General features: G+C 58.3%; 23 protein-coding genes. 10 read left to right on the top strand and 13 right to left on the bottom strand.

What is annotated here, in order from left to right; translation table 11 throughout:
• Nucleotides 1–2: 2 nt before the first annotated feature.
• The 8 genes from nifJ to CWI75_RS00430 all read right to left on the bottom strand — a co-directional run bounded on the left by nifJ (nt 3) and on the right by CWI75_RS00430 (nt 10,572).
• A complete protein-coding gene (gene nifJ / locus CWI75_RS00465; protein ID WP_101519506.1) occupies nt 3–3,650 on the bottom strand; it encodes a pyruvate:ferredoxin (flavodoxin) oxidoreductase in 3,648 nt (1,215 codons plus the stop codon).
• Between the two features lie 27 nt (nt 3,651–3,677).
• Entirely contained in the window at nt 3,678–4,184 is a 507-nt protein-coding gene (locus CWI75_RS00460; protein WP_101519505.1) for a DUF1269 domain-containing protein, read from the bottom strand.
• Between the two features lie 259 nt (nt 4,185–4,443).
• Complete coding sequence (locus tag CWI75_RS00455; protein ID WP_101519504.1) at nt 4,444–5,652, bottom strand: ABC transporter permease; 1,209 nt, start codon at nt 5,650–5,652, stop codon at nt 4,444–4,446.
• Nucleotides 5,649–6,383: an ABC transporter ATP-binding protein gene (locus CWI75_RS00450; protein ID WP_101519503.1), complete on the bottom strand. Its 735-nt coding sequence runs from the start codon at nt 6,381–6,383 to the stop codon at nt 5,649–5,651. Before CWI75_RS00450 ends, CWI75_RS00455 begins: the two co-directional genes overlap by 4 nt.
• A gap of 10 nt (nt 6,384–6,393) precedes the next feature.
• Entirely contained in the window at nt 6,394–7,689 is a 1,296-nt protein-coding gene (locus tag CWI75_RS00445) for an efflux RND transporter periplasmic adaptor subunit (RefSeq protein WP_101519502.1), read from the bottom strand.
• A gap of 103 nt (nt 7,690–7,792) precedes the next feature.
• The gene (gene rnt, locus CWI75_RS00440; RefSeq protein ID WP_101519501.1) at nt 7,793–8,428 is read right to left on the bottom strand and encodes a ribonuclease T; all 636 of its coding nucleotides are present in this window, start codon (nt 8,426–8,428) and stop codon (nt 7,793–7,795) included.
• Nucleotides 8,425–9,477: a dihydroorotase gene (gene pyrC, locus CWI75_RS00435; RefSeq protein ID WP_101520065.1), complete on the bottom strand. Its 1,053-nt coding sequence runs from the start codon at nt 9,475–9,477 to the stop codon at nt 8,425–8,427. The genes rnt and pyrC overlap by 4 nt, the downstream gene beginning before the upstream one ends.
• A gap of 132 nt (nt 9,478–9,609) precedes the next feature.
• Nucleotides 9,610–10,572 carry a GGDEF domain-containing protein gene (locus CWI75_RS00430; RefSeq protein ID WP_101519500.1) on the bottom strand — a complete coding sequence of 321 codons (963 nt, stop codon included), beginning with the start codon at nt 10,570–10,572 and terminating at the stop codon, nt 9,610–9,612.
• A 259-nt stretch (nt 10,573–10,831) separates the two neighbouring features.
• On the opposite strand from CWI75_RS00430, the gene CWI75_RS00425 reads away from it, so the two are divergent.
• Nucleotides 10,832–12,052 (top strand): argininosuccinate synthase, encoded by a 1,221-nt coding sequence (locus CWI75_RS00425; RefSeq protein ID WP_101519499.1) that lies wholly within the window; start codon nt 10,832–10,834, stop codon nt 12,050–12,052.
• Between the two features lie 79 nt (nt 12,053–12,131).
• On the opposite strand, the gene CWI75_RS00420 is transcribed toward CWI75_RS00425, so the two are convergent.
• On the bottom strand, nt 12,132–13,394 hold the full coding sequence (locus CWI75_RS00420; protein WP_241521024.1) for a cytochrome P450: 1,263 nt from the start codon (nt 13,392–13,394) through the stop codon (nt 12,132–12,134).
• A 164-nt stretch (nt 13,395–13,558) separates the two neighbouring features.
• The gene (locus CWI75_RS00415) at nt 13,559–16,687 is read right to left on the bottom strand and encodes an error-prone DNA polymerase (RefSeq protein WP_101519498.1); all 3,129 of its coding nucleotides are present in this window, start codon (nt 16,685–16,687) and stop codon (nt 13,559–13,561) included.
• Nucleotides 16,688–17,083: 396 nt separating this feature from the next.
• Between CWI75_RS00415 and CWI75_RS00410 the strand changes: the two genes are divergently transcribed.
• Nucleotides 17,084–17,488 carry a DUF2784 domain-containing protein gene (locus CWI75_RS00410; protein WP_101519497.1) on the top strand — a complete coding sequence of 135 codons (405 nt, stop codon included), beginning with the start codon at nt 17,084–17,086 and terminating at the stop codon, nt 17,486–17,488.
• 33 nt (nt 17,489–17,521) lie between these two features.
• Here CWI75_RS00410 and CWI75_RS00405 read toward each other — a convergent pair whose 3' ends face one another.
• Nucleotides 17,522–17,791 (bottom strand): hypothetical protein, encoded by a 270-nt coding sequence (locus tag CWI75_RS00405; protein ID WP_101519496.1) that lies wholly within the window; start codon nt 17,789–17,791, stop codon nt 17,522–17,524.
• Nucleotides 17,792–18,019: 228 nt separating this feature from the next.
• Here CWI75_RS00405 and CWI75_RS00400 point away from each other — a divergent pair, with 228 nt between their 5' ends.
• Entirely contained in the window at nt 18,020–19,024 is a 1,005-nt protein-coding gene (locus tag CWI75_RS00400; protein ID WP_101519495.1) for a TauD/TfdA dioxygenase family protein, read from the top strand.
• Nucleotides 19,025–19,054: 30 nt separating this feature from the next.
• On the opposite strand, the gene CWI75_RS00395 is transcribed toward CWI75_RS00400, so the two are convergent.
• On the bottom strand, nt 19,055–19,711 hold the full coding sequence (locus CWI75_RS00395; RefSeq protein ID WP_101519494.1) for an NUDIX domain-containing protein: 657 nt from the start codon (nt 19,709–19,711) through the stop codon (nt 19,055–19,057).
• A gap of 123 nt (nt 19,712–19,834) precedes the next feature.
• On the opposite strand from CWI75_RS00395, the gene CWI75_RS00390 reads away from it, so the two are divergent.
• On the top strand, nt 19,835–20,737 hold the full coding sequence (locus tag CWI75_RS00390) for a sulfotransferase domain-containing protein (protein ID WP_101519493.1): 903 nt from the start codon (nt 19,835–19,837) through the stop codon (nt 20,735–20,737).
• On the opposite strand, the gene CWI75_RS00385 is transcribed toward CWI75_RS00390, so the two are convergent.
• Nucleotides 20,734–20,928: a hypothetical protein gene (locus CWI75_RS00385; protein ID WP_146003521.1), complete on the bottom strand. Its 195-nt coding sequence runs from the start codon at nt 20,926–20,928 to the stop codon at nt 20,734–20,736. The two genes, CWI75_RS00390 and CWI75_RS00385, sit on opposite strands and share 4 nt — an antisense overlap.
• Nucleotides 20,929–21,928: 1,000 nt before the next feature.
• Here CWI75_RS00385 and CWI75_RS00370 point away from each other — a divergent pair.
• From CWI75_RS00370 to mscL, 6 genes are all read left to right on the top strand, one after another.
• Nucleotides 21,929–22,315, top strand: a complete 387-nt coding sequence (locus CWI75_RS00370) for a cupin domain-containing protein (protein WP_101519490.1) — start codon at nt 21,929–21,931, stop codon at nt 22,313–22,315.
• A gap of 129 nt (nt 22,316–22,444) precedes the next feature.
• Nucleotides 22,445–22,642, top strand: a complete 198-nt coding sequence (locus CWI75_RS00365) for a CPXCG motif-containing cysteine-rich protein (protein ID WP_101519489.1) — start codon at nt 22,445–22,447, stop codon at nt 22,640–22,642.
• Nucleotides 22,643–22,693: 51 nt separating this feature from the next.
• Entirely contained in the window at nt 22,694–23,086 is a 393-nt protein-coding gene (locus CWI75_RS00360; RefSeq protein WP_101519488.1) for a splicing factor U2AF large subunit, read from the top strand.
• A gap of 17 nt (nt 23,087–23,103) precedes the next feature.
• The gene (locus tag CWI75_RS00355; protein WP_101519487.1) at nt 23,104–23,355 is read left to right on the top strand and encodes a GlsB/YeaQ/YmgE family stress response membrane protein; all 252 of its coding nucleotides are present in this window, start codon (nt 23,104–23,106) and stop codon (nt 23,353–23,355) included.
• 39 nt (nt 23,356–23,394) lie between these two features.
• Complete coding sequence (locus CWI75_RS00350; RefSeq protein ID WP_101520063.1) at nt 23,395–24,177, top strand: pseudouridine synthase; 783 nt, start codon at nt 23,395–23,397, stop codon at nt 24,175–24,177.
• 223 nt (nt 24,178–24,400) lie between these two features.
• Nucleotides 24,401–24,805, top strand: coding sequence for a large-conductance mechanosensitive channel protein MscL (gene mscL, locus CWI75_RS00345; protein ID WP_101519486.1), 405 nt, complete (start codon nt 24,401–24,403; stop codon nt 24,803–24,805).
• The last annotated feature ends 64 nt before the right edge of the window (nt 24,806–24,869 follow it).

The following is a 24,869-nucleotide window of genomic DNA, read 5'->3' as shown; positions in this document are numbered from 1 at the left end:
GTTCAGGATGCCTCCGGGGGCTTGCTGTTGCTTTCTTGCCGGCGCAGTTGCGCCCGCGGTGCAGACAGGGTTGCCTCTTCACTCCAGTCCAGACCGGTGAGTTGCTTGTAGTGCTGGTAGCGCAGGCTGACATCGTGCTGGGCCTGTTTCACGAAAGCTTCGGCGGCGTCCGGGTGGGTATGCCAGAGCATCGAGAAGCGTGTCTCGGACTGGGCGAACTCGCGGTAGGGTATGCTCGGTGCGGGGGAATCCAGCTGTAGCGGGTTCTGTTGCCTGGCGATGCGAGCGGGGTTGAAGCGAAACAGTGGCCAGTGGCCGCTTTTTACCGCCATATCCTGCTGCTGGTGATTATTACTGAGATCAACGCCGTGGGCGATACAGGGGCTGTAGGCGATGATGAGTGAGGGCCCGTCGTGGGCTTCGGCCTCCAGCATGGCCTTGAGGGTCTGGGTATCCTTGGCGCCGTAGGCCACATGGGCCACATAGACATTGGGATATTCCATGGCCAGCAGGGCGAGGTCTTTTTTCGCCACTGTTTTGCCGGCGGCGGAGAACTTGGCCACCGCGCCCCGGGGTGTGGCCTTGGAGGTCTGGCCACCCGTGTTGGAGTACACCTCGGTATCCAGCACCAGAATGTTGATATTTTCGCCGCTGGCCAGCACGTGGTCCAGGCCACCGTAGCCAATGTCATAGGCCCAGCCGTCGCCGCCCACGCACCAGACTGACTTGCGGCACAGATTCTCGCTCAGTTCCAGTAGATTCCGGGCCGCCTCGTTATCCAGACTCGCGAGTTGCTCGCGCAGCCGTGCCACCCGCTGGCGTTGCTCGTGTATGCCAGCTTCATCGGTTTCGTCCGCGTTGAGGATGGCATCCACCAGCGCCGGCTCAAGCTGTTCGCGCACGCGGGTGAGCAGCGCGCGGGCCTGGCTGGCCTGCTGGTCAATGGCAATACGGATGCCCAGGCCAAACTCGGCGTTATCTTCAAACAAAGAGTTGTTCCAGGCCGGGCCGCGACCCTCGGCATTGGTTGTCCACGGCGTGGTGGGCAGGTTGCCGCCGTAGATGGAGGAACAGCCGGTGGCATTGGCGATGACCATGCGGTCGCCGAACAGCTGGCTTACCAGGCGCAGGTAGGGCGTTTCACCGCAGCCCACGCAGGCTCCGGAGAACTCGAACAGCGGCTGCATCACCATGGCGCCGGGGATGGTGGTGGCCTTGAGCTGTTCACGAGGAAATTCCGGCAGTTTCAGGAAAAACTCCCAGTTGTCTTTTTCCTGTGCCAACACCGGTTCAATCGGTGCCATGTTGATGGCTTTGTGACTGGCGTTGCTCTTGTCACGTATGGGGCAGATATCCACACACAGGGTGCAGCCCGTGCAATCCTGGGGGGACACCTGGTAGGTCATGAAATGATCCTGCGGATAGTCCTTGCTGCGCACTGGTGCTGCCTTGAAGCCTGCTGGTGCCGCCGCCAGCTCGGCCGCGCTGAAGACCTTGCTGCGAATCACACTGTGCGGGCAAACAAAGGCACACTTGCCGCACTGGGTGCACAGTTCCTCATCCCAGACAGGAATCTCCAGTGCCAGCATGCGCTTTTCCAGCGCCGCCGTGCCCAGTGGAAAACTGCCGTCCGCGGGTAGTGCGCTAACCGGTATGAGGTCACCGTGGCCGGCCATGATGCGCGCGGTGACCTTGTCGGTGAAGCGGTCGCTCAACGCATTGTGTTCCCCGGCAGGTGGCGGGGTGTCTCCCGTATCCACCAGTGGTGCCGTAGCTACCTTGTGCAAGCCCGCCAGGGCCGCGTCAATAGCCCTGAAGTTGCGATCAATAATGCTTTGGCCGCGGCGGCCATAGGTTTTCTCCACGGCACCCTTGATCGCCGCAATGGCCTGTTTCCGCGGCAGGATTTTTGAAATGGCGAAAAAGCAGACCTGCATGATGGTGTTGATGCGTTTGCCCAGTCCTGCCTCCGCGGCTACCTGGTAGGCATCGATGCAATAGACTGTCAGTTTTTTGTCGATGATCAGTTGCCGGCAGTGCCGGGGCAGGCTGTCCCACAGACGCTCTGCCGGCAGTGGCGAGTTCAGCAGGAAGGTGCCCCTGGGCGCGGCGTGGCGCAGCATCTCCACCTTGTCGATAAAGCTGGGCTGGTGGCAGGCGATAAAATTGGCGGCATTGTCCTCTATCAGGTAGCTGGAGCGAATTGGCCGGGGCCCAAAGCGCAGGTGTGAGACCGTGGTAGCGCCGGACTTCTTGGAGTCGTAAACAAAGTAACCCTGGGCGTGCAGTTGTGTGCCTTCACCGATAATCTTGATGCTGTTCTTGTTGGCGCTAACGGTACCGTCGCTGCCCAGGCCGTAAAACAGTGCCTGGAAACTCTCTGCGTGGGCATCAGTCCGGAAATCCGGGTCCCAGGGCAGGCTGCTCTGGCTGACATCATCGTATATGCCGATGGTAAAGTGGTTTTTGGGGCGGGCATTGGCCAGTTCCGTAAATACGGCCTGTACCATGCCTGGGGTGAATTCCTTGGAGGACAGCCCAAAACGTCCACCGATCACCAGCGGTAATTGCGGCAGCTGCCGTTCGCTCATGGCGTCCCGGGCCAGGGCGCTGAGGACATCCTTGTACAGCGGCTCTCCGTCCGCTCCCGGTTCCTTGGTGCGGTCGAGCAAGGCCAGCGCCCGGACTGTGCCGGGTAGGGCATTGAGTAAGGCGCCGGCGCTGAAAGGCCGGAACAACCTTACTTTTATCAGGCCGATTTTCTCGCCGTGGCCGACCAGGTACTCCACCGTTTCCTGCGCAGTCTCCGCCCCGGAACCCAGCAGGGCGATCACCCTCGTCGCCCTGGGGTGGCCAACATACTCAAACAGGCGATACTGGCGACCGGTGTGAGTCGCGAATTCATCCATCACACCCTGGACAATACCGGGGAAAGCGGCGTAATAGGGATTAACGGTTTCCCGGGCCTGGAAGTAGACGTCCGGATTCTGTGAGCTGCCGCGTAAAACCGGGTGTTCCGGTGACAACGCGCGCTGCCGGTGCCTGTTTACCGCCTGGTCGTTGATTAACGCCCGCACCACCTCATCGGGCACCTTGTGGATCTTGGCGACCTCATGCGAGGTCCGAAAGCCGTCAAAAAAGTGCAGCAGCGGCAAGCGCCCCTGCAGGCTGGCTGCCTGGGCGATAAGGGCAAAATCCATCACCTCCTGGGGGCAGTTGGAGGCCAGCATGGCAAAACCGGTGGCCCGGGCGGCCATGACATCGCTGTGGTCGCCAAAAATGGACAGTGCCTGGCAGGCCAGGGAGCGTGCCGCAATATGGAATACGGTGGGGGTGAGTTCACCGGCAATCTTGTACATGTTGGGCAGCATCAGCAGCAGCCCCTGGGACGCGGTGAAAGTGGTTGCCAGCGCCCCTGCCTGCAATGCCCCGTGAATGGCGCCGGCGGCCCCGGCTTCGCTCTGCATCTCCAGGACCCGGGGCACACTACCCCAGAGATTGGTGCGGCCCGCCGCCGACCATTCATCTGCCCACTCCCCCATGACTGACGCCGGGGTAATGGGGTAGATGGCAATCACTTCATTGGTCAGGTGGGCGATATGGGCTGCGGCTTCATTGCCGTCGATGGTGACGGTATCGGTTATTGCCATCGAGCTTTATCCTTTCCGCGTGGCACCTCAGGGGATGACGTCGGCCGGCGGCTCAATACCCTCAACGCTCACTTCCGGGTCCAGGGTCTTGATCAGCGTTTCAAACATCTCCACTTCGCTTTTCGGTACATCAACCATCACCAGGATCTGGCCTTCGTCAATGGCGTCCCTGAACTCCTCCAGCCGGGTACTGGGAAAGGCGGCTCCGGCCACGCTTGCCCCAAGGGCACCTACGCCGGCGCCATAGCCGGTGAGCAGTGCCACCAGGCCGCCTCCCACCGCAATACCTGCCGGGGGAAACGCGAGTACGGTCAAGCCCGCCAATAGTCCGGCGGTACCGCCCATGCCAAGGCCGCGCTTGTAGGCCACCATAAAATCATCCGCTTCGGGCCCGGCGTCGGGCATATCTTCAAGCTGGATGTCGTGCCTGGCCACCACATAGATGTGTTTTTCGGCCACGCCATTGTTTTTAAGGTCCTCTACTACCTTGCGGGTATGCTCCACATCAGGTGAGAGAAAGCATAATCTTTTCATTAACTGAAACTCCGTTGCTAGACGAAATAGCGCACCAGCAATGCGGACAGGATGATTATGCCAATGATTGTGCCCCCGACAATCAACAGGTTCCGTAAAGCAGCACTGTCCTTGCGCATGGCGTTGCCCTCCTCGTGACTCTCTTGTCGTAACCATCCTGCCAGCGGTCTGGCCGCATATTATTTGAATGATACTAATAACTTAGCAGATCAGGCGTGTCTGTCCAGCCGCTGAGTGCGGGAACCTTGATGTGGCGCAGTTACTCGTGGCGTAACGCATCGATGGGGTTAAGCCGCGCGGCTTTGCGGGCGGGGAAGAAGCCGAAGGTGACTCCGATCACTACCGAAAATGAAAACCCCAGCAAGAGCACACCGGCTGATACGGCGAAGGGCATGTCGAGTTGTTCTATGGCCAGCCAGCTGCCGCCCAGGCCCAGCCCGAGGCCAATAGCGCCGCCAATGGTCGCGAGAACAATGGCTTCGACCAGGAACTGGGTGAGGACATCGCGGCCACGGGCGCCGATGGCCAGGCGAATACCAATCTCCCGGGTTCGCTCGGTAACTGATACCAGCATGATGTTCATGATGCCGATGCCGCCAACCAGCAAACTGACGGCCGCAATTGCCCCCAGCAGTGCGGTCAGTGTCTGGGTGGTGCGTTCCAGTGCATCGGCAATATCCTGGGTGTCGCGAACGTAAAAATCATCCTCACTATCGGCGCTGCCGGGGCGGCGCTGGCGCAGCAGGAATTCGATATCGCGCTTGACGCGCTGGGTGCTTCCGTCTACCAGCGCCGACACATAGAGTGCCTGCACATCCAGGTTACCGATAAGACGCCGCTGTACGGCCTTGATCGGCATAAGCACGATCTGGTCGCGGTCCTGCCCCATGGATTCCCCTTTTGCCTCCAGTACGCCGATAACCCGGCAGGCGGTGCGTCCGACCCGCAGGGTCGTGCCCAGCGGTTCGGCACCCAGGTAAATGTCCTCAACCACGGTAGGGCCGATAATGCAGACCGCGGCGCCGGCCCTGAGTTCGCTGTCCTCGAATTGGCGACCGCGCGCCACGGGGTGGTTACGCACTGTAAAATAGGCGTTGGTGGTACCTTCAACCCTGATGGTCTGGTTGGCGTTGCCGTAAACCACAGTAGCGCTGGTGGTGACCGCGGGGGCCACGAGAATGCCGGGCACATGTTCGCGGATGGCCATTACGTCATCTCTGTCGAAGGGCTCGGCTGTAGTTCTGATGCCGCCGGGGCCGCGTTGTGAGGTGCCGGGCATGACGAACAACAGGTTGGAGCCGATATCGGCAATGGTTTCGGTAACACTGCGCGTGGCCGACTGTCCCAGGTGGACCATCGCCACCACACTGGCTACCCCGATAATAATGCCCAGGGTGGTCAGGAACGAACGCATCTTGTTGCGGGCAATAGCCTGCAGGGCCATGGTTGTGGTATCGACCGCCCTCATGCCAGGACTTCACGGGGTTCGCCATCCCTTACCAGGGCCCCATCAACAAAATATAATGCGCGCTCGGCGTAGGCGGCAATATCAGCTTCGTGGGTCACCATCACAATGGTAACGCCACGCTCCCGGCGGATACCGGTGATGATCGCCATGATCTCCTGTGCGGTGGCGGTATCCAGGTTGCCGGTGGGTTCGTCGGCCAGCAGCAGGGGAGGCCGGGTTACCAGTGCCCGGGCTATGGCAACCCGTTGTTGCTGGCCGCCGGAGAGCTGGTTTGGGGTAGCAGCGGCGCGGTCGGCAAGCCCTACCGCGTGCAATGCCTCGGTCGCCCTGGCTCGGCGTTGAGCCGGTTTTATGCCCTCATAAACCAGCGGCAGCTGAACATTGTCGATAGCGCTCACCCGTGGCAACAGGTTGAAACTCTGGAATACGAAGCCCATGTAATGTCGGCGCAGCAGGGCCAGCTCATCGCGGTTCAATTTGCCCACATCGACCCCCCCAAACAAATAATGCCCGGTGCTGGGTACATCCAGGCAGCCGAGGATATTCATGCAGGTGGACTTGCCGGAACCACTGGGACCCATTACCGCCACAAACTCGCCGCTGCGGATAGTCAGATCAATACCATTGAGCGCCCGGACCTCGGCAGAGCCCGTGCCGTAGATCTTGAAAATACCCCGCATCTGCAGGATAGCGGGTGCGTTGGTGGTATTGGCAGCAGGTTCCGTGCTCATCACTGCGGCCCTAATCTTGCGCGGATGTGCGTTGTACCCCGATAAGCACCCGGTCGCCCTCTTGCAGCGCATCGCCGAGCAACTCGGTATAGCGCCCGTCACTGTAGCCGGTGCGCACGGCAATGCGTGTGGGCTGATTGTTTCGTAAAACCCACAGCGTGTTGCCCGGCCCCTGTTCCGGCTCCCGGACCCCCGTTCCCGGTGGCCCCGACAATATACCGCCGCGCCTGCCATCAACAGGTGGCTGAAAACGCAGTGCGACGTTGGGCACGCGTAGTGCCTGTTCGCGCGTGCCAGTGATAATGGTAGCGGTGGCAGTCATTCCCGGACGCAGCAGCAGCTCTGTATTATCCACGCTCAGCAGCGTGGTGTAGGTCACCACGTTATTCTCCACCGTCGGGTACAGGTAGACCGTGAGTACCCGCGCCCCGAACTCGCGATCCGGCCAGGCGTCAACGGTAAAGGTCGCCGGCTGGCCGGCCTCGGCCATGGCGACATCCGCCTCATCCAGCGACACATGCAGTTCCATCTGGCGCAGATCCTCGGCCAGTACGAAAAGTTCGGGCGTCTGAAAGTTGGCTGCCACGGTATTGCCCGGTTCGACAGAGCGCAGGAGGACTACGCCGTCAATGGGGGAAGTGATAACGGCCTTTTCCAGCCGGGTGCGAGCGGCCGATACCGCCGCCTCGGCCTCTTTTACCGAGGCACGTGCCAGTGCCAGTTGCGCTGTTGCGCGCTGGTACGTCGCTTCGCGGCTATCAAGATCCGCCTGTGAGGCAGTGCCACGCGCCACCAGTGCCTGGATACGCTGCCTGTTGAGTCGGGCTTCTTCCCGGGTTGCCCGTGCCTCGGCTACCCGTGCCCTTGCCACCGCCAGTCGGGCCTGGGCCTGTTGCAGGTTGACCTGCAGTTCCTCCGTATCAAACCGGGCCAGTACCCTGCCAGCGGTGACCCTGTCGTTCTCGATCACCTTGACCTCCCTGATCAGGCCGGATATTTCGGCGCCCACGGTGACCTCGCTCTTGGGTTCCAGGTTGCCGGTTGCAGTGACGGTTAGCACCATGTCACCGCGATCCACCACGGCTTCCCGCCAGAGATTAGTCTGGTCGGTGGGCCACAGCCACCATGCCAGTACGCCGACTATCGCAATTCCTGCGAGGCTCCAGCCGGCAACGGTCTTTACACTGCGCCTGTTACCCGAGCGGATAGCGGCGCGGACCTGTTGCTCCATGTCGTCAAGTGATGTGTTGTTGCCGGCGGTCATGTCAGTGCTCTCCTCAGCACTGAGGATAGTTGATGCCTGCATTGGCGTCTGTTCTCTGACCAGAGATGGTTTTCGCGGAGGAAGGTATTGATGCCATGTCTAGCCGCCGCATCAGTACTGAAGCGGGCCCCGGAGTGGAGAGCGCCTAGTCGAAGTTGGGTGTCCAGCCCCCGGAGTCTTTCCAGCGGTTGACGATTTCACAAAACAGCTCTGCGGTGCGCTCGGCATCGTAGGCGGCCGAGTGGGCCTCGGCGTTGTCGAAGGTGATCCCCGCTTCCTTGCAGGCCTTGGCGAGTACGGTCTGGCCGTAGGCCAGTCCCGACAGGGTGGCGGTGTCAAAAAATGAGAACGGGTGGAAGGGGTTGCGCTTGATAGCGCAGCGTTCCACGGCCGCGTTCACGAAGCCGGCGTCGAAGTGGGCATTGTGGCCCACCAGTATCGCCCGGGTGCAATCCTGGTCGCGCACTTCCTTGCGAACCACCCGAAACAATTCCTCCAGCGCCTGCTCCTCGTCAACCGCCTCGCGAAAAGGGTGCCAGGGGTCAATCCCGGTGAAGTCCAGTGCCGCCTGTTCCAGGTTGGCGCCCTCGAAAGGTTTTACATTGAAGCTCCAGGTGCGGTGCACCGCCATGTTGCCGTCGTCATCCATGCGTACGATGGTGGCGGCAATTTCCAGCATGGCGTCGGTGGCAGCAATGAAGCCGCCGGTTTCAACATCAATAACCACCGGCAAAAAGCCGCGGAAACGATCGCAGATGCGCTGCCCGCTGGCTTCGCTCAAACCGGGCGGCCCTGGTCTACTACCTGCCAGTATGCCTGTTCACCGGCGCGCAGCGGTGTCAGGTGGCTGTCGCCCATGGCCCGGCTTACCGGTATCTGCCAGCTGTTCTTGCGCAGGGTGATGGTATCGGTGTTGCGCGGCAGCTTGTAGAAGTCCGGCCCGAAATGGGCGGCAAAGCCCTCCAGTGCCGGCAGTGCGTCCGCGGCCTCGAAGACCTCGGCATAAAGCTCAATGGCGGCGTGGGCGGTGTAGCAACCGGCACAGCCACAGGCGGTTTCTTTATTGGCGGTGCTGTGCGGTGCGGAATCCGTGCCCAGGAAGAATTTTCGGCTGCCGGAGCAGGCGGCGCGCACCAGTGCCTGCTGATGGCTGTTGCGCTTGAGGATCGGCAGGCAGTAGTAGTGCGGGCGAATGCCACCCACCAGCATGTCATTACGGTTCAGCAGCAAATGGTGAGCGGTAATGGTGGCCGCCACAGTGGCGGGCGCGGTACTCACAAAATCCACAGCGTCGGCGGTGGTGATGTGCTCAAGTACCACCCGCAGGCCGGGAAAACGCTGCACGATGGGCACCAGGTAGCGGTCAATGAATATCTTTTCCCGATCAAAGATATCCACGAGTGGGTCAGTCACTTCGCCGTGAATCAGCAGTGGCAGGTCCGCGGTCTCCATTGCCTCCAGGGTCGGGAACAGGCTCTCCAGGTCGGCGACGCCCGCCTCTGAGTTGGTGGTAGCCCCGGCGGGGTAGAGTTTAACCGCGTGCACACACTCGCTGTCTGCCGCGCGACGGATTTCAGCAGCATCGGTCTGGTCAGTGAGATACAGGGTCATCAGCGGTTCAAACTGGCGCGGCAGCCCGGTCATGGCCGCCACAATGCGATCGCGGTAGGCGATGGCGGCAGCTACCGTAGTGACCGGCGGAGTCAGGTTGGGCATGACAATGGCGCGACCAAAGTAGCGGGCCATGTCGGCGCAAGTGTCCACCAGGGCGGGGCCGTCGCGCAAGTGCACGTGCCAGTCGTCGGGGCGGGTAAGGGTCAGTTCAGTCACGGCAGGCCAAAACATCAGGAAAACAGTGGTGATGGTAACGTAAAGGCCCGCCTACGGGAACACGGACCTGCGACCAGCCACGGGAACAATCTCCACAAATACGCCATGTCGCAGAACAGGAAATCTGCCCCATCAACGCTTGCGGACCGCTTTATCCTCATACATCAGTGCATCCGCCCGGGAAAGAAGGGCTTCAATATCAGTGTCTTCGCCCACTTGCCGGGTGACAACACCGGCACTGTAATCGAGGTTATAGCCGCGTGCCGCCTCCTTATTGTAAGCCTCCAGCGACGCCCGGAAGCGAGCCAGCAGCTGCTCAATCTGCGTCTCTGGCGTACCGGTGAGCAAGACCACAAACTCGTCTCCACCGATGCGTGCGTAAACATCCGAATCGCGAAAACCTTCGCGCAACAGATTGGCAAAAGCGACCAGTGCCCTGTCACCCTCAGCGTGGCCAAACTTGTCATTGACCGGCTTGAACTGGTTCAAATCGAACATGATGAGCGCCGCCGGCTGGGCATGGCGCTTGCACATGGCCAGCGCATGAGCCGCCAGCGAGGTGAAGCCACGGCGGTTGGAAATCGCGGTAAGCTCGTCCAGGGTGGCCAGCTGCAACGCAGCGATCTCCTGCTCCGCCATCGTGGCCAGGTCTCGCAGCAAGGCCCTGTCCTCATCGTTCATTTCGCGCGGCTTGTCGTCAATCAGACACAAAGTGCCCATTTTGTGGCCGCTGGAGACACGCAGCGGGCAACCCGCATAAAAGCGAATATTGGGCGCCCCGGTTACCAGCGGATTATCGTGGAACCGGGGATCTTCAGAAGCGTTACTCACTATGAACAGGTCTTCATCGAGAATCGCGTGGCCGCAAAATGAGATATCCCGCGGGGTTTCTGTTGCGTCCAGTCCCTGTGCCGATTTAAACCACTGCCGGTTGCTGTCAACGATGCTGACCAGGGATATGGGGACACCAAACATGCGTTTTGCCATGCGCGTCAGGCGATCAAATCGTTCCTCCGGAGCAGAATCCAGGATTTTCAGCGCGCGCAGGGTTTCTAGCCTTGCTGCCTCATCGGCAGGAATTGCCGGTTCTAACATGGAACTCCCTATTTTACAGCCGGGGCCATTGGGCACAGCCTGCCGTCTGCATCTTTCTTTAGTGGTGAGACGCGACGCCTAAAAAACCGTCGTTGTCCCGATAATGTCCAGAATATAGCGTAGGGCGATGATATCAATAAAACCACTTCGACGTGACCAAAAGTACTGATATACCCACAGTTGCCAATACGGGCTGGGCATCGTTCCCCCCCGCGAGTAGAATATGCGCCCTTTCAGGGCCCTGTTAACGGAGCGTGTAATGTCTGACATCAAAAAAGTGGTACTGGCCTATTCCGGCGGTCTCGATACCTCGGTGATCGTGCGCTGGCTGCAGGACAACTACAAGTGTGAGGTGGTGACTTTTACCGCCGACATCGGCCAGGGTGAAGAGGTCGAACCGGCTCGTGCCAAGGCCCGGGCCATGGGCGTACAGGAAATCTACATCGATGACCTGCGGGAAGAGTTCGTGCGCGACTTCGTATTCCCCATGTTTCGCGCCAATACCGTGTACGAGGGTGAATACCTGTTGGGCACTTCCATAGCGCGGCCGCTGATTGCCAAGCGCCTGATTGAAATTGCCAATGAAACCGGGGCCGATGCCATCTCCCACGGTGCCACCGGCAAGGGTAATGACCAGGTGCGTTTTGAACTTGGGGCTTACGCGCTGAAGCCCGGAATCAAGGTAATCGCGCCCTGGCGTGAATGGGACCTCGGCTCGCGCGAATCGTTGATGGCCTATTGCGAAGCCCGCGATATTCCCGTGGATTACAGCAAGAGCAAGAAAAAGTCGCCCTACTCAATGGACGCCAACCTGCTACACATCTCTTACGAGGGCGGTATCCTGGAAGATCCCTGGACCGAGGCGGAAGAGGATATGTGGCGCTGGAGCGTCAGCCCGGAAACGGCGCCGGACACCCCCACCTATATTGAACTGGATTACGAGCACGGTGACATCGTCGCCATTGACGGCGAACGGCTGAGCCCGGCGACCGTGCTGGAAACCCTGAACAAGGTGGGCGGTGCCAATGGTATTGGCCGGCTCGACCTGGTGGAAAATCGCTATGTGGGCATGAAATCCCGCGGCTGCTACGAAACCCCCGGGGGCACCATCATGCTCAAGGCGCACCGCGCCATTGAATCATTGACCCTGGATCGCGAAGTGGCCCACCTGAAAGATGAACTCATGCCCCGTTATGCGGAGATCATCTACAACGGCTACTGGTGGTCACCCGAGCGCGTGATGCTGCAGACCGCCATCGACCAGACCCAGGCCTCCGTGAACGGCAAGGTGCGGCTGAAGCTGTACAAGGGTAATGTGATCCTGGCCGGTCGCCAGTCTGCCGACAGTCTGTTCGATGAGAGCATTGCCACATTTGAGGACGATGCCGGGGCCTATGACCAGAAAGATGCAGAGGGTTTCATCAAGCTCAACGCCCTGCGTATGCGCATTGCCGCCAACAAGGGTCGCAAACTGTTTTGAAGGTGCGCGCCGGCCGCTTGGCCGGCGTACTAACAGGCTGGGTTTCCGCGCTGGTTGATTACCGCGGAAACCTGTGCCTTCAGCTCAGCTGGTACTTCACCGGCATTGATTTCAGGCCGCCCACAAAGATCGCCTTGATCCACTCCGGGTCATCTTTGAACTTCATGTCCTTCAGCCGTGGCAGCAGCTCGCGGAAAAAGCAGGACACCTCCAGTGTTGCCAGGTGTTGTCCCAGGCACATGTGTGAACCATAGCCAAACGCGATGTGCTGCTTCGGGTCTCTTTGCAGATCCAGCCGATTGGGCTGGTCGAAGTGTTCCGGATCGCGGTTGGCGGCGGGATACCACAGGGCGATGTTGTCGCCGGCCTTGATGTGCTTGCCGCGCAGCTCCAGGTCACTGGTCGCGGTGCGCACCATGTGCCGGACCGGAGACACCCAGCGCATCAATTCCTTGGAGGCGTTGATATCAAGGTCCGGACGCTGTCGCCACAGGGCCATCTGCTCCGGGTGTTCCAGTAACGCTTTCATGCCACCGCCGATAACCGCCGAGGTGGTATCGTGGCCGGCGCTGGCGGTAATGATGAAATAACTCATCTGGTCCAGCACGTTCATCGGTTCGCCATCTACCTGGGCATTCGCCAGCACGGTGGCCAGGTCATCCTGCGGCGTCTTTTTGCGCTCGGCAATTACTTCGGTGAAGAAGTCATTGAAGTCATTGAGCACCGCCAGCCCGCCCAGCTCGTTATCACCGCGTTGCAGTGAAGGGTCCTGGCCGCCGAACATCTCCTGGGTGAGGGTGAGCATGGTATCTTCTGCTTCCCGGGGCAGGCCGAGAATGGACAGGATAATGCGCAGCGGAAAGCGCAGGGAAATGTCCTTCACAAAGTCGCATTCGTCGCCCATGTCTTCCATCTTGTCGACGAACTCTTTCGACAGCGCCTGCACCTCGGCGGTGAGGCTTTCAATGCTGCGCGGCAGGAACCACTCACGGGTGACCTTGCGCAGCTTGAGATGCTTGGGGCGATCCATGTGGATCAGGGTATCCAGGCCGTTGGGCGTGCCGAACTTCTCGGTCAGCGCTTGCTCGAAGGCCTCTGGAATCAGCACCGTGCGCGGCGCACTGAGGAACTCGTCATTGCGGCTGCCGATATTCTTGATGTCGTCGTGGCGGCTCAGGGACCAGAACGGGCGGTATTCGGGGTGCTCAACCCAGGCCACCGGGTCATTGGCGCGCAGGTGGTCGAACAGGCCATACATCGTTTGCTCGTTGCCCATGATAGTGGCATCGAGCACGTCCGCAGGCTTGAAGGGCGGTTGTTGAAAGGTGTTTGTAGCGGTCACTGGGTGCTCCTGTTGCGGCCTACTCGGCAGCTTTCAATAATTCGGCTGCCAGTATGCCAAAATTCACCGACCCAAAAAGGGTCATTTATGGCCAGTTTGACGCGCTCCTTGAACAGCAGTTCCATTTCTTTTTAATGCCCCGTTTCTTCTAATGCTCGTTTCCTCTAATGAAAGTCCCGCGAGCTCAGTTGCAGCGACGCCAGCGCATCACTGTAGTCATACAGCGCCCCCGCAATAATATGGGTAACGTTGTCCCGGTGCTCGAGAGTGCCCTTTATCACCAGCAGTCGCCCGCTCATCAGCACCTGCCGAAAGTGTTCCTGGGTGCGGGGCCAGACCACAATATTGCTGTTGCCGGTTTCATCCTCCAGGGTTAAAAACAGCACCCCGGACGCCGTGCCCGGGCGCTGGCGACAGGTGACCAGCCCGGCGATACGCACAAAGCCCTTGTTGTTTACCGTATGCAGGTCCGTGTGACGCTTGCAGCGGTTGAAGGGGTACTGGCTGCGCAGCAGGCTCATGGGATGGGCGCGCAGGGTGAGGCCGGTAGTGCGATAGTCCGCCAGCACTTCCTCTACGACTTCCGGTGCGCGCAGCTGGATATCGTCATTGAAGTAACTGCCCGGCTGCTGCTGTTCCTCCTGCAATAGTGGCCGGGCCTGTTCCAGCGCCATGATTTGCCATTGGGACTGGTGGCGGTGGCCGCTGATGCCGGCCAGCGCATCCGCATCCGCCAGCGCCGACATGTCGCGCTTGTTCAATTGTGCGCGCTGGCGCAACTGGCTCACCTGCCGGAAAGGCTCCCGGCGCCTGGCCTCCATAATACGCTGCGCACCCTCGCGACTCAGGCCCCGTACCAGGCGCAGGCCCAGCCGCACCGGCGGTTGTTCGGCCCCGTTACCGGCCAGCAGGCGGTGGTCCCAGTCACTCTGGTTGATATCAATCGGCAGCACGGCCACCCTGTGGCGGCGGGCATCCTGGATCAGCTGGGAGGGAGAATAAAAGCCCATCGGCTGGCTGTTCAGCAAACCCACATAAAACGCCGCCGGATGGTGGCACTTCAGCCAGGAGGACACCCACGCCAGCAGGGCAAAACTGGCGGAGTGGGATTCCGGAAAGCCATAGCCACCAAAGCCCTTGATTTGTTCGAACAGGCGGTGGGCGAAGGCTTCCTCATAGCCGCGCTCACGCATGCCCTCTATCAACTGCTGCTCAAAGCCGAGCAGCTTGCTGTTCTTGCCCCAGTTGGTGATGGCGCGGCGCAGCTGGTCCGCCTGGCCGCCGCTAAAGCCCGCCGCCACCATCGCCAGCTTGATCACCTGCTCCTGGAAAATGGGCACGCCCAGGGTGCGCTCCAGCACCAAGCGGATCTCCTCGCTGGGGTAGCTGACCTCCTCCAGACCCTGCTTGCGCCGCAGGTACGGGTGCACCATGTCGCCCTGGATGGGGCCGGGCCGCACAATGGCAATCTGGATCACCAGGTCATAAAAGCTGCCGGGCCTGAGCCGCGGCAGCATGGTCATCTGTGCCCGGGATTCAATCTGGAACACGCCAATGGAGTCCGCCTGTTGCAGCATGCGCCAGGTGGCCGGGCAATCCCGGGGAATATCCGCCAGGCTGCGGATGCCAGGGTGATCCCGGTGCACCAGCGCCAGGCTCTTGCGAATGGCGGACAACATGCCCAGGGCCAGGATATCCACCTTGAGCAGCCCCAGGGATTCGATGTCCTCCTTGTCCCACTGGATGATGGTGCGGTCCGCCATGCTGGCATTCTCCACCGGCACCAGGGTGGAGATGGGGCTGCGGGTAATCACAAAACCGCCCACGTGCTGGGACAGGTGGCGGGGGAAACCGAGAATTTCCTGCACCAGTGTGTGGAACAGGACGGCCAGCTGGCTGTGCCCGGCCACGCCCTGTTCCGCGAAGCGTTTGGCGAGATCGGCACTGCGGTCCCACCAGGCGAGGGAGCGGGCCAGGTCATCCACGAATACCGCATCCAGCCCCAGCGCCTTGCCCACATCGCGTACCGCGCTGCGCGAGCGCCAGGTAATGACCGTGGCGGCGAGTGCCGCGCGCTTGCGGCTGTACTTCTCATAAATGTACTGGATAACCTCTTCCCGACGCTCGTGCTCAAAGTCCACATCGATATCCGGCGGCTCATCCCGCTCCCGGGAAATGAAGCGTTCAAACAACAGCGATACCTGCTCCGGCGATACCTCGGTAATGAACAGGCAGTAACACACCACCGAGTTGGCCGCCGAGCCACGGCCCTGGCAGAGAATGCCGCGGTCCCGGGCAAAGCGCACAATGTCGTATACGGTAAGAAAGTAGTATTCGTAATTCAGCTCGGCCACCAGGGCCAGCTCGTACTCAATGCGTTCACGTATAGGCGCGGGTACGCCCTGCGGCCAGCGCACCGTACAACCTTCCTCCACCAGCCGGCGCAGGTAAGCCGTGGCGGTTTGTCCCGCCGGCACCACCTCCTCCGGGTATTCATAGCGCAGCTCGTCCAGGCTGAAATTGCAGCGACCGGCGATATCCAGCGTGGCCGCCAGCAGCTCGGGGGGATAGAGTTGTTCCAGCTTCGCCAGCTGGCGCAAGTGCTGCTGGCTGTTGCCCAGTCGCCGCCGCCCCAGCCGGGCCACGGTGGTATTGTGGCGCAGCGCCGTAAACACATCGTGCAGCCGTTTGCGCCGGGCACTGTGCATGTGCACATTGCCACAGGCCACCATCGGAAGCTCCAGGGTTTGCGCCAGTGCATGCAGGCGCCGGTAACGGGCCACCTCATTGTTGCCCAGCAAATGAGTAACACCCAGCCAGACCCGGCCCCGGCACAGCCGAGCCAGTTGCTGGCCATAACCGAGTTCGACGGCATCGCTTGCCGGTATCCCCCCACCAACTCCCGTTCCTTCACGACACTCGGGCAGCCAGATCAGCAGACAGCGCTTGAGGTGGAAAACCACGTCCCGCAGCGCCACCTGGTATTCTCCCTTCGGGCTGCGCCGCCGGGCGAGGGTGATCAAACCGGAAAGCTCACTGTACGCCGCCCGGGACGGCACCAGTGCCACCAGGCGAATGCCTTCCACCAGGTTGAGCTCGCTGCCGATAATGAGTGGCAGGCCCTGTTCCTTCGCCGCCATATGGGCCTTGACCACGCCGGCCAGGGAGCATTCATCGGTGATGGCCAGCGCCGCATAACCCAGCGCCGCCGCTCGCTCCACCAGCTCGTGCGGATGGGACGCGCCGCGGAGGAAGCTGTAGCAGGTGAGGGTGTGTAGTTCGGCGTAGGGCATGGGTCAGGGAGTGTCCGGTATGGTGATCTGGTTTGGTGGTCGGCTGAGGGTGTCAGGTGAGTGTCGGTTATGTGAGAGTTTTGCTTAAGCTGTATATATATACAGTATAATATTTTGCGAGAATTTCAAGCGGGTTTTGAGCGATTGGGTAATTTTGGGTTGTACGACAGAGGCGCTTCGCATGGCGCGCTGGAGTTGGCAGCTCGGCTGGACCTCCGTTAGCTGCCATGGTCTAAACTATTCCGATGTCGCCGAAGCTACCGTTTTTATTGTTCATGTCATGAGAGAGGAAAGAGAACTCCGCAGGTTTCTTTTAGAGGTTGAGCTGGACAGCTAACAATCAGTTGCACTCGACCAGCATACAGGCGCGTGAATAAGGGTGTCAGGTGATCAGGTATGTCGAAAGAATCACTATTGATATTTTTCGCTGATGCGATTTTAATTCTACATGTGTTATTTGTTTGCTTTGTGCTGTTTGGGCTTCTGGCAATTTACCTGGGGTATTTTCTGAAGTGGCAATGGATCAGAAACAGGGCCTTCCGAATAGTTCACCTGATCGCCATTGGTATCGTAATTTTTCAGTCGTGGGTTGGCGTCATTTGCCCTTTAACAATTTGGGAAATGGCACTAAGAGAAGAAGCTCTTTCAGAGACTTATTCAGGTTCGTTTATCCAGCACTGGTTGCAAAGCTTGCTTTACTATAGTGCTCCGGAATGGGTATTCATCGCTTTATACACAGGCTTTGGTAGTCTGGTTTTGGCAAGTTGGTTTATAGTGCCACCGAAACCACGCGCGAGATAGTATGCATCCAGCGACATTTGGCGACAAAGAAATTCAGACAACCGCCCAGCCCATCACCGCAAGGCCGATGAACCCGCGCAGAACCGGCCCGACAATCCGCCCCCGCCCGAATCCCCGGGCCGCTGAAATCAGCAGGGCAATACCGATAATGAGCGCCGCCCAGTCCAGAAAACCATAGACGCCGGCGCCCTCGCCGACGCCGCTGAAAAAGTCGCGTATTGCCGACGGTATCCCCGCGAGGAAGCCGCCGACATTTTCGCCTGCGGAGCGCAGGAAGCCGTTGGAGTCGGCGGAATCGCTCATTGAAAGCCTCGCGGGATGTGTGCCTGTGTGGCAACTTGTTAAAAAGTCAGTATACCGATTAGTGAGGACGGGAAATATAACCCGTATGTTGAAAGTTGTTCGTGCCGCGGCGGGGCGACTTGGTACTGTTCCGGAAATATGCCACAGTTAGTGTTACGTCCATCTTTTGCCGGGTTGTTCATATCTGCCCTATAGGTGGTGACAAAAAGGCAAACCCTGGGTTTATCTATGTCGACGATACCAACCATTGACCCGAAAAATTCCGCCATTATTCAGAAATTTGGTGGGGATATCACGGCGCTTTCTCCGCTGGGTGCGAGAGTAAAGGGAATTGATTTATCGTGCCAGGAGCCACCACCTGGAGAGCTCATCCAGGCGCTCGAAGTGGAAATGGCGAACCGCGGGTTTCTCGTTTTTCAGAATGAAAAGCAGATTACCGAGGGCGATTTTTTGCGCGTGAGCTGCTGGTGGGGCGGCCGGGAATTACATAGCACCCATGGCGTTCATCCGGCAACGCCTGGTGGAAATCGGCATATCTTTAGATTATCAAACGATCCTGTTCACGGCATCCCGGGTGTGGGGCCGCAATGGCACAATGATGGGAGTTTCATCACAGACACCTTTTCCCACTCGGGTTACCACATCATTCGTCCGGCGGAGAATGGTGGGGGGACAGAGTTTGCTCATCAGGGGGCGGCCTATGACGCGCTTTCGGATCAATTGCAGTCTTTCTGGAGCAGGCTTTCCTCGGTGAATTCAAGCTCGGGCGTAGTGCACCCATTGGTGCATGAACACACGATTTCCAGGCGGAAGTCTATCTGGTTGCATTTGGGAATGACCGGAGCAGTTATTGAAAAGCTGGCGAATGAGGAAAACTTCAGGTTGCTGGAGGCGGATGAGTTAAAAAAGCTATGCCACCAATACAATGACATTCTTAGTCATGGATTGGACAATGGCTATACTATTGCGTTTGAGTATCAGGAAAATGATTGTGTTTTTATCGATAATCTGGCTGTAGCGCATCGTGCTTCAACCGCTGCTCATATGCCAGCCGAAAAACAGGGCCTGCGCATCATGCATCGCAGCACGGTTCGAGGTGTGAAAGATTTTGCGCCTGGCTTTGGGTTGCCACTGGTTCTTGACATTAATGGGCCCAACCCACTTGGCAACGGAGTTTGGCAAAGTGGGGGTGTCGGGTTTCGTTGGGATGACGGCATTCCAATGCAAAACTGATGCGCGAGGCCCCGTCCGATTGGCGGGCCCTCAGTGGTGCTCCAGCAGTTCCTTACCCCATAGCTCCCGGTACAGGGGGATTTGCTCCGGGCTGGCGTCCGGCTGCTCCAGACGCTGCCGCAATAACTCGACCACCAAACGGGTGATGCCGATGAGGGGGAGGTGGTCGATTTCGTCCAGTGGCACCCAGCGCAGGTCCTCGAGTTCACCATTACTTTGCAACTCACCGTGCAGGTGGCGGGCATCGACCAGGAAAAACCGCGCGTCGAAACGTGCCACCGGGTTGGGCGGAGTGACGGCCCGTGCAACGTAGTTGAGATGGTGCAGGGCAGGCATGTAGCCCCGCGCAAGGAAAGGTCTCCAGCCCGGTGAGCGGCTGCGCGAGGCTCCGGCTACGGGTGTTCCCAGGATCAGACCGGTTTCCTCGAAGGTCTCGCGTACCGCCGCCATTGCCAGAGCCCGGGCGCGTGCGGTGGTGACACTGCGCCGCAGACGTGCCTCCACCTGTGCTTCCAGGGGGTGCGGGCAGGCAACCCGGGCGTCGCCGGGATCGACCCGCCCGCCGGGGAAAACATAGTGATGAGGCAGGAAGCGGTGCGCTGAACTGCGGGAGCCCAGGAGCAGCTCCCGTCCGTCGCGAATGATGATCAGGGTTGCGGCGTCCCTGGGTCGCAGTGTTTTATTCATCCGGTGATTATACGTTGATTTGTCTTTTGTGTATCGCTTGCACATGTTGAGCTATGATCGTCTGCAGTTTCCCGTGTGCCGTGTGCCGTGTGATGCGCAATTATAAAAATTGGAGATTGACCAATGGGCGAAAACAGTCTTCCAGCAAAAACGAGAGAACTTCACAGCCATCACTTCGATTCAACCATCTGGAACGACTTCCGTTTCCGGGACGACGATATCGTTATTTCCACCTACGCCAAGTCGGGCACGACCTGGATGCAACAGGTCATCTCGCAGCTACTTTTTTCCGGCGAGGAGGATCTGGAGGTAGCAGAGATGTCCCCCTGGCTTGATTTGCGGGTCCCACCCAAAGAGGTCAAGCTACCCGCTATCGAGGCGCAAACACATCGCCGTTTTTTGAAAACACACTTGCCTGTGGATGCGCTGGTCTTTTCCGATAAAGCAAAATATATCTACATAGGTCGGGATGGCCGGGATGTAGTCTGGAGTCTCTACAATCATCATCTAAAAGCCAATGAAGCGTGGTATGACGCGCTGAACAACACGCCCGGCAGAGTGGGCCCGTCAATCGAGCGGCCTTGCCCATCAATCGCTCAGTATTTCGACGAGTGGCTTGAAAAGGATGGTTTTCCGTTCTGGTCGTTTTGGGACAATGCCCGAACATGGTGGGCCATTCGGGATTTGCCCAATGTGCACCTGGTGCATTTTGCGAACCTGAAAGCTGATATGGCCAGTGAGATTCGTGGTATCGCTGATTTTATTGGCTCACCCATAGATGAGTCAAAATGGGAGCAGATTCTTGAGCACTGCAGCTTTGATTACATGAAAGCCAACGCCGCGAAGAGTGTGCCTCTGGGCGGCGCCTTCTGGGATGGAGGCGCAGAGACCTTTATTCATAAAGGCGTAAACGGGCGCTGGCGTGATGTCCTTTCTGCCGAAGGCATTGCCGGTTACGAAAAACGTGCCGCTTCGGAACTCGGTCCGGAATGTTCGCACTGGTTCGCTACAGGGAAAATGAGCTAGACAATTGCGGTGCTGCGCTGGAATTCGGGGCGGCCCGTCTCCAGTGCCGACTCGGCCGCAACGAGTCGCGCACGTGCCTCGTCGATGAGTGGGCCCCGCAATAGGTCGTCCAGGCGTCCACGGGCCAGGTCGGCGGCGGCTGAAAGTCTTTTCAGGTCGGCTCTGGCGCGACCTGCATCTTGCTTGATCAATATGGCGCCAGCCTTGACCTCTATGGTCGTCAGCAATATACCCGGGAGTCCGTGTATGGAGAGACCCCGGCGAACAGGATAACGATGCCATCATCTGAGCAAATACGTGGCACGTCTACTTCGCGGTTCTCGTTCTGTGGCTCCTTTCTGGCAGGCGGCCGACGAGACGCACCATTGGCATACTGTTAGCGTTTCCGTTTTTCTCGGTGAGCTTCCTGGCGTGGGTCCATGGGAATCCATTCAATGGGGCCTCTTTTGCGCTGACAGGTGTCGTTTTGGTCGCACTCGCCATACGCTTGTCGCCCGGGAAGATAAAAGTTGCGCCAGCGTGGCTAGCCACTCCTGGAACCTTGATGATTGGGTTCGGATGGTTGTATCCCCACTTTCTTGATAATACGACTTCTCTGGTGTATTTGTACGCCGCACCCACTGGGCTCATTCCGTGCCCAACGCTTTCAATCGTGATTGGGTTTACATTGATACTGGGTGGTTTGGGATCGAGGTCGTGGTGTCTGGTGCTTGCCATGATGGGGCTTTTCTATGGGGTTTTCGGTGCCGCCCGGCTTGGGGTCAGGATTGACGGAGTTCTCATCCTCGGAGCATTGGCGGCAGCCTGTGCCGCTGTTACGACAGGATGCAAGCAATAGGCGTTGTTGGCGCCGCACTACGGCTTCGTTGTTTATCACTGTGCTCTGGGGGTTAGAGCTGCAATCAATAAAGGATACGAGGCTGAACGAATACCAGTTATTTGTAGATCTTCATAAGGGCGCAAATCGTCAAGGTCCGGCAGGCGATGAGGAAACAGAGAGAGCCGTTGATCTCGCGTGCGGTAGCTGTTGATATTGTGCAGCTATTGTTTACTTTACCGCGTAGTGGGCTCAAAGTACGTTTAGCTCCCATACTGCGACCAGTCGGTAAACACCGGCGAGGCAGGTAATGCGACATCATATTATTGCCATAAGCCACTACGATGTGGCACGACAACGTAGAGGATAGTGTTATGCGTATAGCAAAAGACGATATTCCCGTTGTAATCTCGGTTCCGGGTGCAACCGCCAGGCAGAAGGTAGATTTTGGCGATGTAACCGGATACGGAAAGATGGGCGCTGAATACTTTTCTTTTGGTGCAGGAACCGATATCACAGAGCTATTGCATGGGCTTGAGAACGATAGTTGCCAGAGTCCCCACTGGGGCTATGTAGTAGAGGGATCTATCACTGCGCTATATACCGATGGCAGAAAGGAAACATCGGAAACCGGCGATCTTTTTTACTGGCCTCCCGGTCACAGCGTCAGGGCGGAGGAAGATACCGATATCGTGATGTTCAGCCCACAGAAAGAGCATGGTGCAGTCATTGATCACATCCGGAAGAAAACAAACAGTTGATATGCCGCCTGCGAGTGCCGGGTCCATAAGTTTTCGGGAATGTGAAAACCTATGATAAATACGCGATCCGTTGGAAGAACTCGTTGGCACGTTGCTTCGCGCCCTGATATCGAGGTTAACTAAAAGACCATGGAACCCTTAGAGGAACACATTGTAGACTGCCCTTATTGTGGGGAACCCCTTGAGGTTCTCATAGATCAGCAGGAGGCAGGAAACCAGTATATCGAGGATTGCCAGGTGTGCTGCAGGCCCATAGTATTTAATCTGGCGGTGGACTCGATGGGAAATTTGTCGGTATCAGTGCGCGATGAAAACGAAGCATACTAGCCAGGCGCTGCCGAATGATTTGCGTTACTATTTAACCAAAGGTAAATTCAAATGAATAAAAAAACAGCACTGTTACTAGGGTTCTTAATGCTGCCAGTTTCCGTGGTGGCCAACGCAGACGATAAGGTCAACGAAGCGCGAGAGCATCACGAAGAACAGCGACATGAATCACGTGAATTCGGTGCAGAGCAGAGTCGTGAAGCTCGCAAGCACAGGGACGAAATGTACCGGGAGGAACGCAAACACAGGGACGAGATGTATCGCGAGGAAAGAAAGGGTCGGGAGGAAGCCGACAGAGAATACCGTAAAGATAGGGAAGAGGCTGATCGCGAATCCAGGAAGATGCATGAGGAGCGGGAACGCGAGTATGCCAAGGAAGCCCGAGAGCTTGATCGCGAAGAAAGGAAAAGGCGCAAGGAGCTGGATAAAGAGTCACGCAAGTAAAACCAAGTGGAGGCACCATGGATATCATTAACTTGATCATATTTTTAGCAATCGGGGCGCTGGTTGGCTGGCTCGCGGGCAATATAGTAAAGGGTGGCGGCTTTGGCATACTGGGCAATGTTGTTGTGGGGATTGTGGGGGCCGTCCTGGGTGGTTTTCTGTTCGGTTTGTTCGGCATAACAACGGGCGGACTATTGGGCTCGATAGTGATGGCAACTATTGGCGCTGTTATATTGTTATACCTGATCAGCCTTGTTAAGAGGGGTTAATTAACCAGTCGAGATCCGGAAGATGGCGGAGTGCCGTTTTTGAATAGTGATGCGGCTGATACCGGATCTTTCCCGGCGGAAAACCCGCTTACTGAGGTTTATCGTGATCAGTGGTTACTGATTGTCCACAAGCCCGCCGGGCTGCTGGTGCATCGTAGCCCTATCGATCGTCACGAAACGGAATTTGCCCTGCAATATGCGCGGTCGTTGAATGGTGGTGCACATGTATATCCCGTGCATCGGCTGGATCGACCCACCTCGGGGTTGCTGGTCTTTGCCCGGGACTCGGACACCGCGAGCGCCCTCGGCAAGGCAATGATGGCTGGGGAGGTGCATAAGACCTACCTGGCCATGGTGCGGGGGTGGACGCCGGAGCAGGGATTTATTGATCACCCGTTACGAGAGGAGCCGACGGACCGACGCCGCAAAGACGAGCCTCAATCTGTGCGCGAGGCCCGTACACGATACCGCCGGCTGGCCGCGACGGAGATTCCGGTGGAAATTGAAGGCCATCCCACCAGCCGCTACAGCCTCGTCGTCCTTTATCCCGAAACAGGTCGTAAGCACCAGCTGCGGCGGCACATGAAACATGTCAGCCATCCCATCATCGGTGACGCCAGCCACGGACGAGGTCGGCACAATCGTTACTTCGCGCAGCGCTTTGGCCAGGGACGGCTAATGCTCGCAGCCACCGGCATGATCTTCCAGCACCCAGTCACCGGGGCGCGGCTGCAACTCAACGTAAAGCCGGAGGCGAGTTTTCTGCAGGTACTCTCATTGTTCGATGATGGCGTGCGTGCGATAGATATGCTCTGCCAATAATAAATATCCCGGTCACTCCTACGACCTGCTATATGGACGAGCCGGCGAGAAAGATGCTGGCGGCCATCTCCCGGCGGCTAAACCAGCAGCAGGAGCCATTTAGGCTTTGGCGGTATCGCATCCCTTTTCTTCATGAATTGTTGGATACACATGAAAAATTATACGCGGCGGCTATTCTGAGATAAGGGCAACCTACACGACCTAATCTCAAGGAGAGCGAAAGATGAGTATAACAAAGGAATTCAAGGCATTTGCAATGCGGGGCAATGTTGTCGATATGGCCGTTGGTATAGTTATTGGCGGAGCTTTCGGAAGAATTGTTTCGTCATTCGTTGCGGATGTCCTTATGCCGCCTCTGGGCATGCTGCTCGGCAATGTCAACTTTGCCGATCTCGCGGTTACACTGAAGGAGGGGACGGACGATGTGGCGGCGGTGACGCTGAACTACGGTAACTTTATCCAGTCCACTGTGGACTTCGTGATTATTGCATTCGCAATTTTCATGGTGATCAAGTGGATGAATTCAATGAAGAAAAAGGAGGAAGCCACACCGGCTGCTGTGCCACCTGTTCCATCAAAAGAGGAGGTATTGCTTTCCGAAATCAGGGATTTGCTGAAGCAGAGATGATTTTCCCGCGGCACCTGAGAAGCGTGGATATGCAGATATGGGGTCAGGTCTCGCATTGTAGCAT

The sequence above is a fragment of the Kineobactrum sediminis genome (genome assembly GCF_002868715.1).
Classification (GTDB): Bacteria; Pseudomonadota; Gammaproteobacteria; order Pseudomonadales; family Halieaceae; genus Kineobactrum; species Kineobactrum sediminis.
Note: the sequence above shows the minus strand (reverse complement) of the source record. Positions and strands in the feature narration are given on the sequence as shown.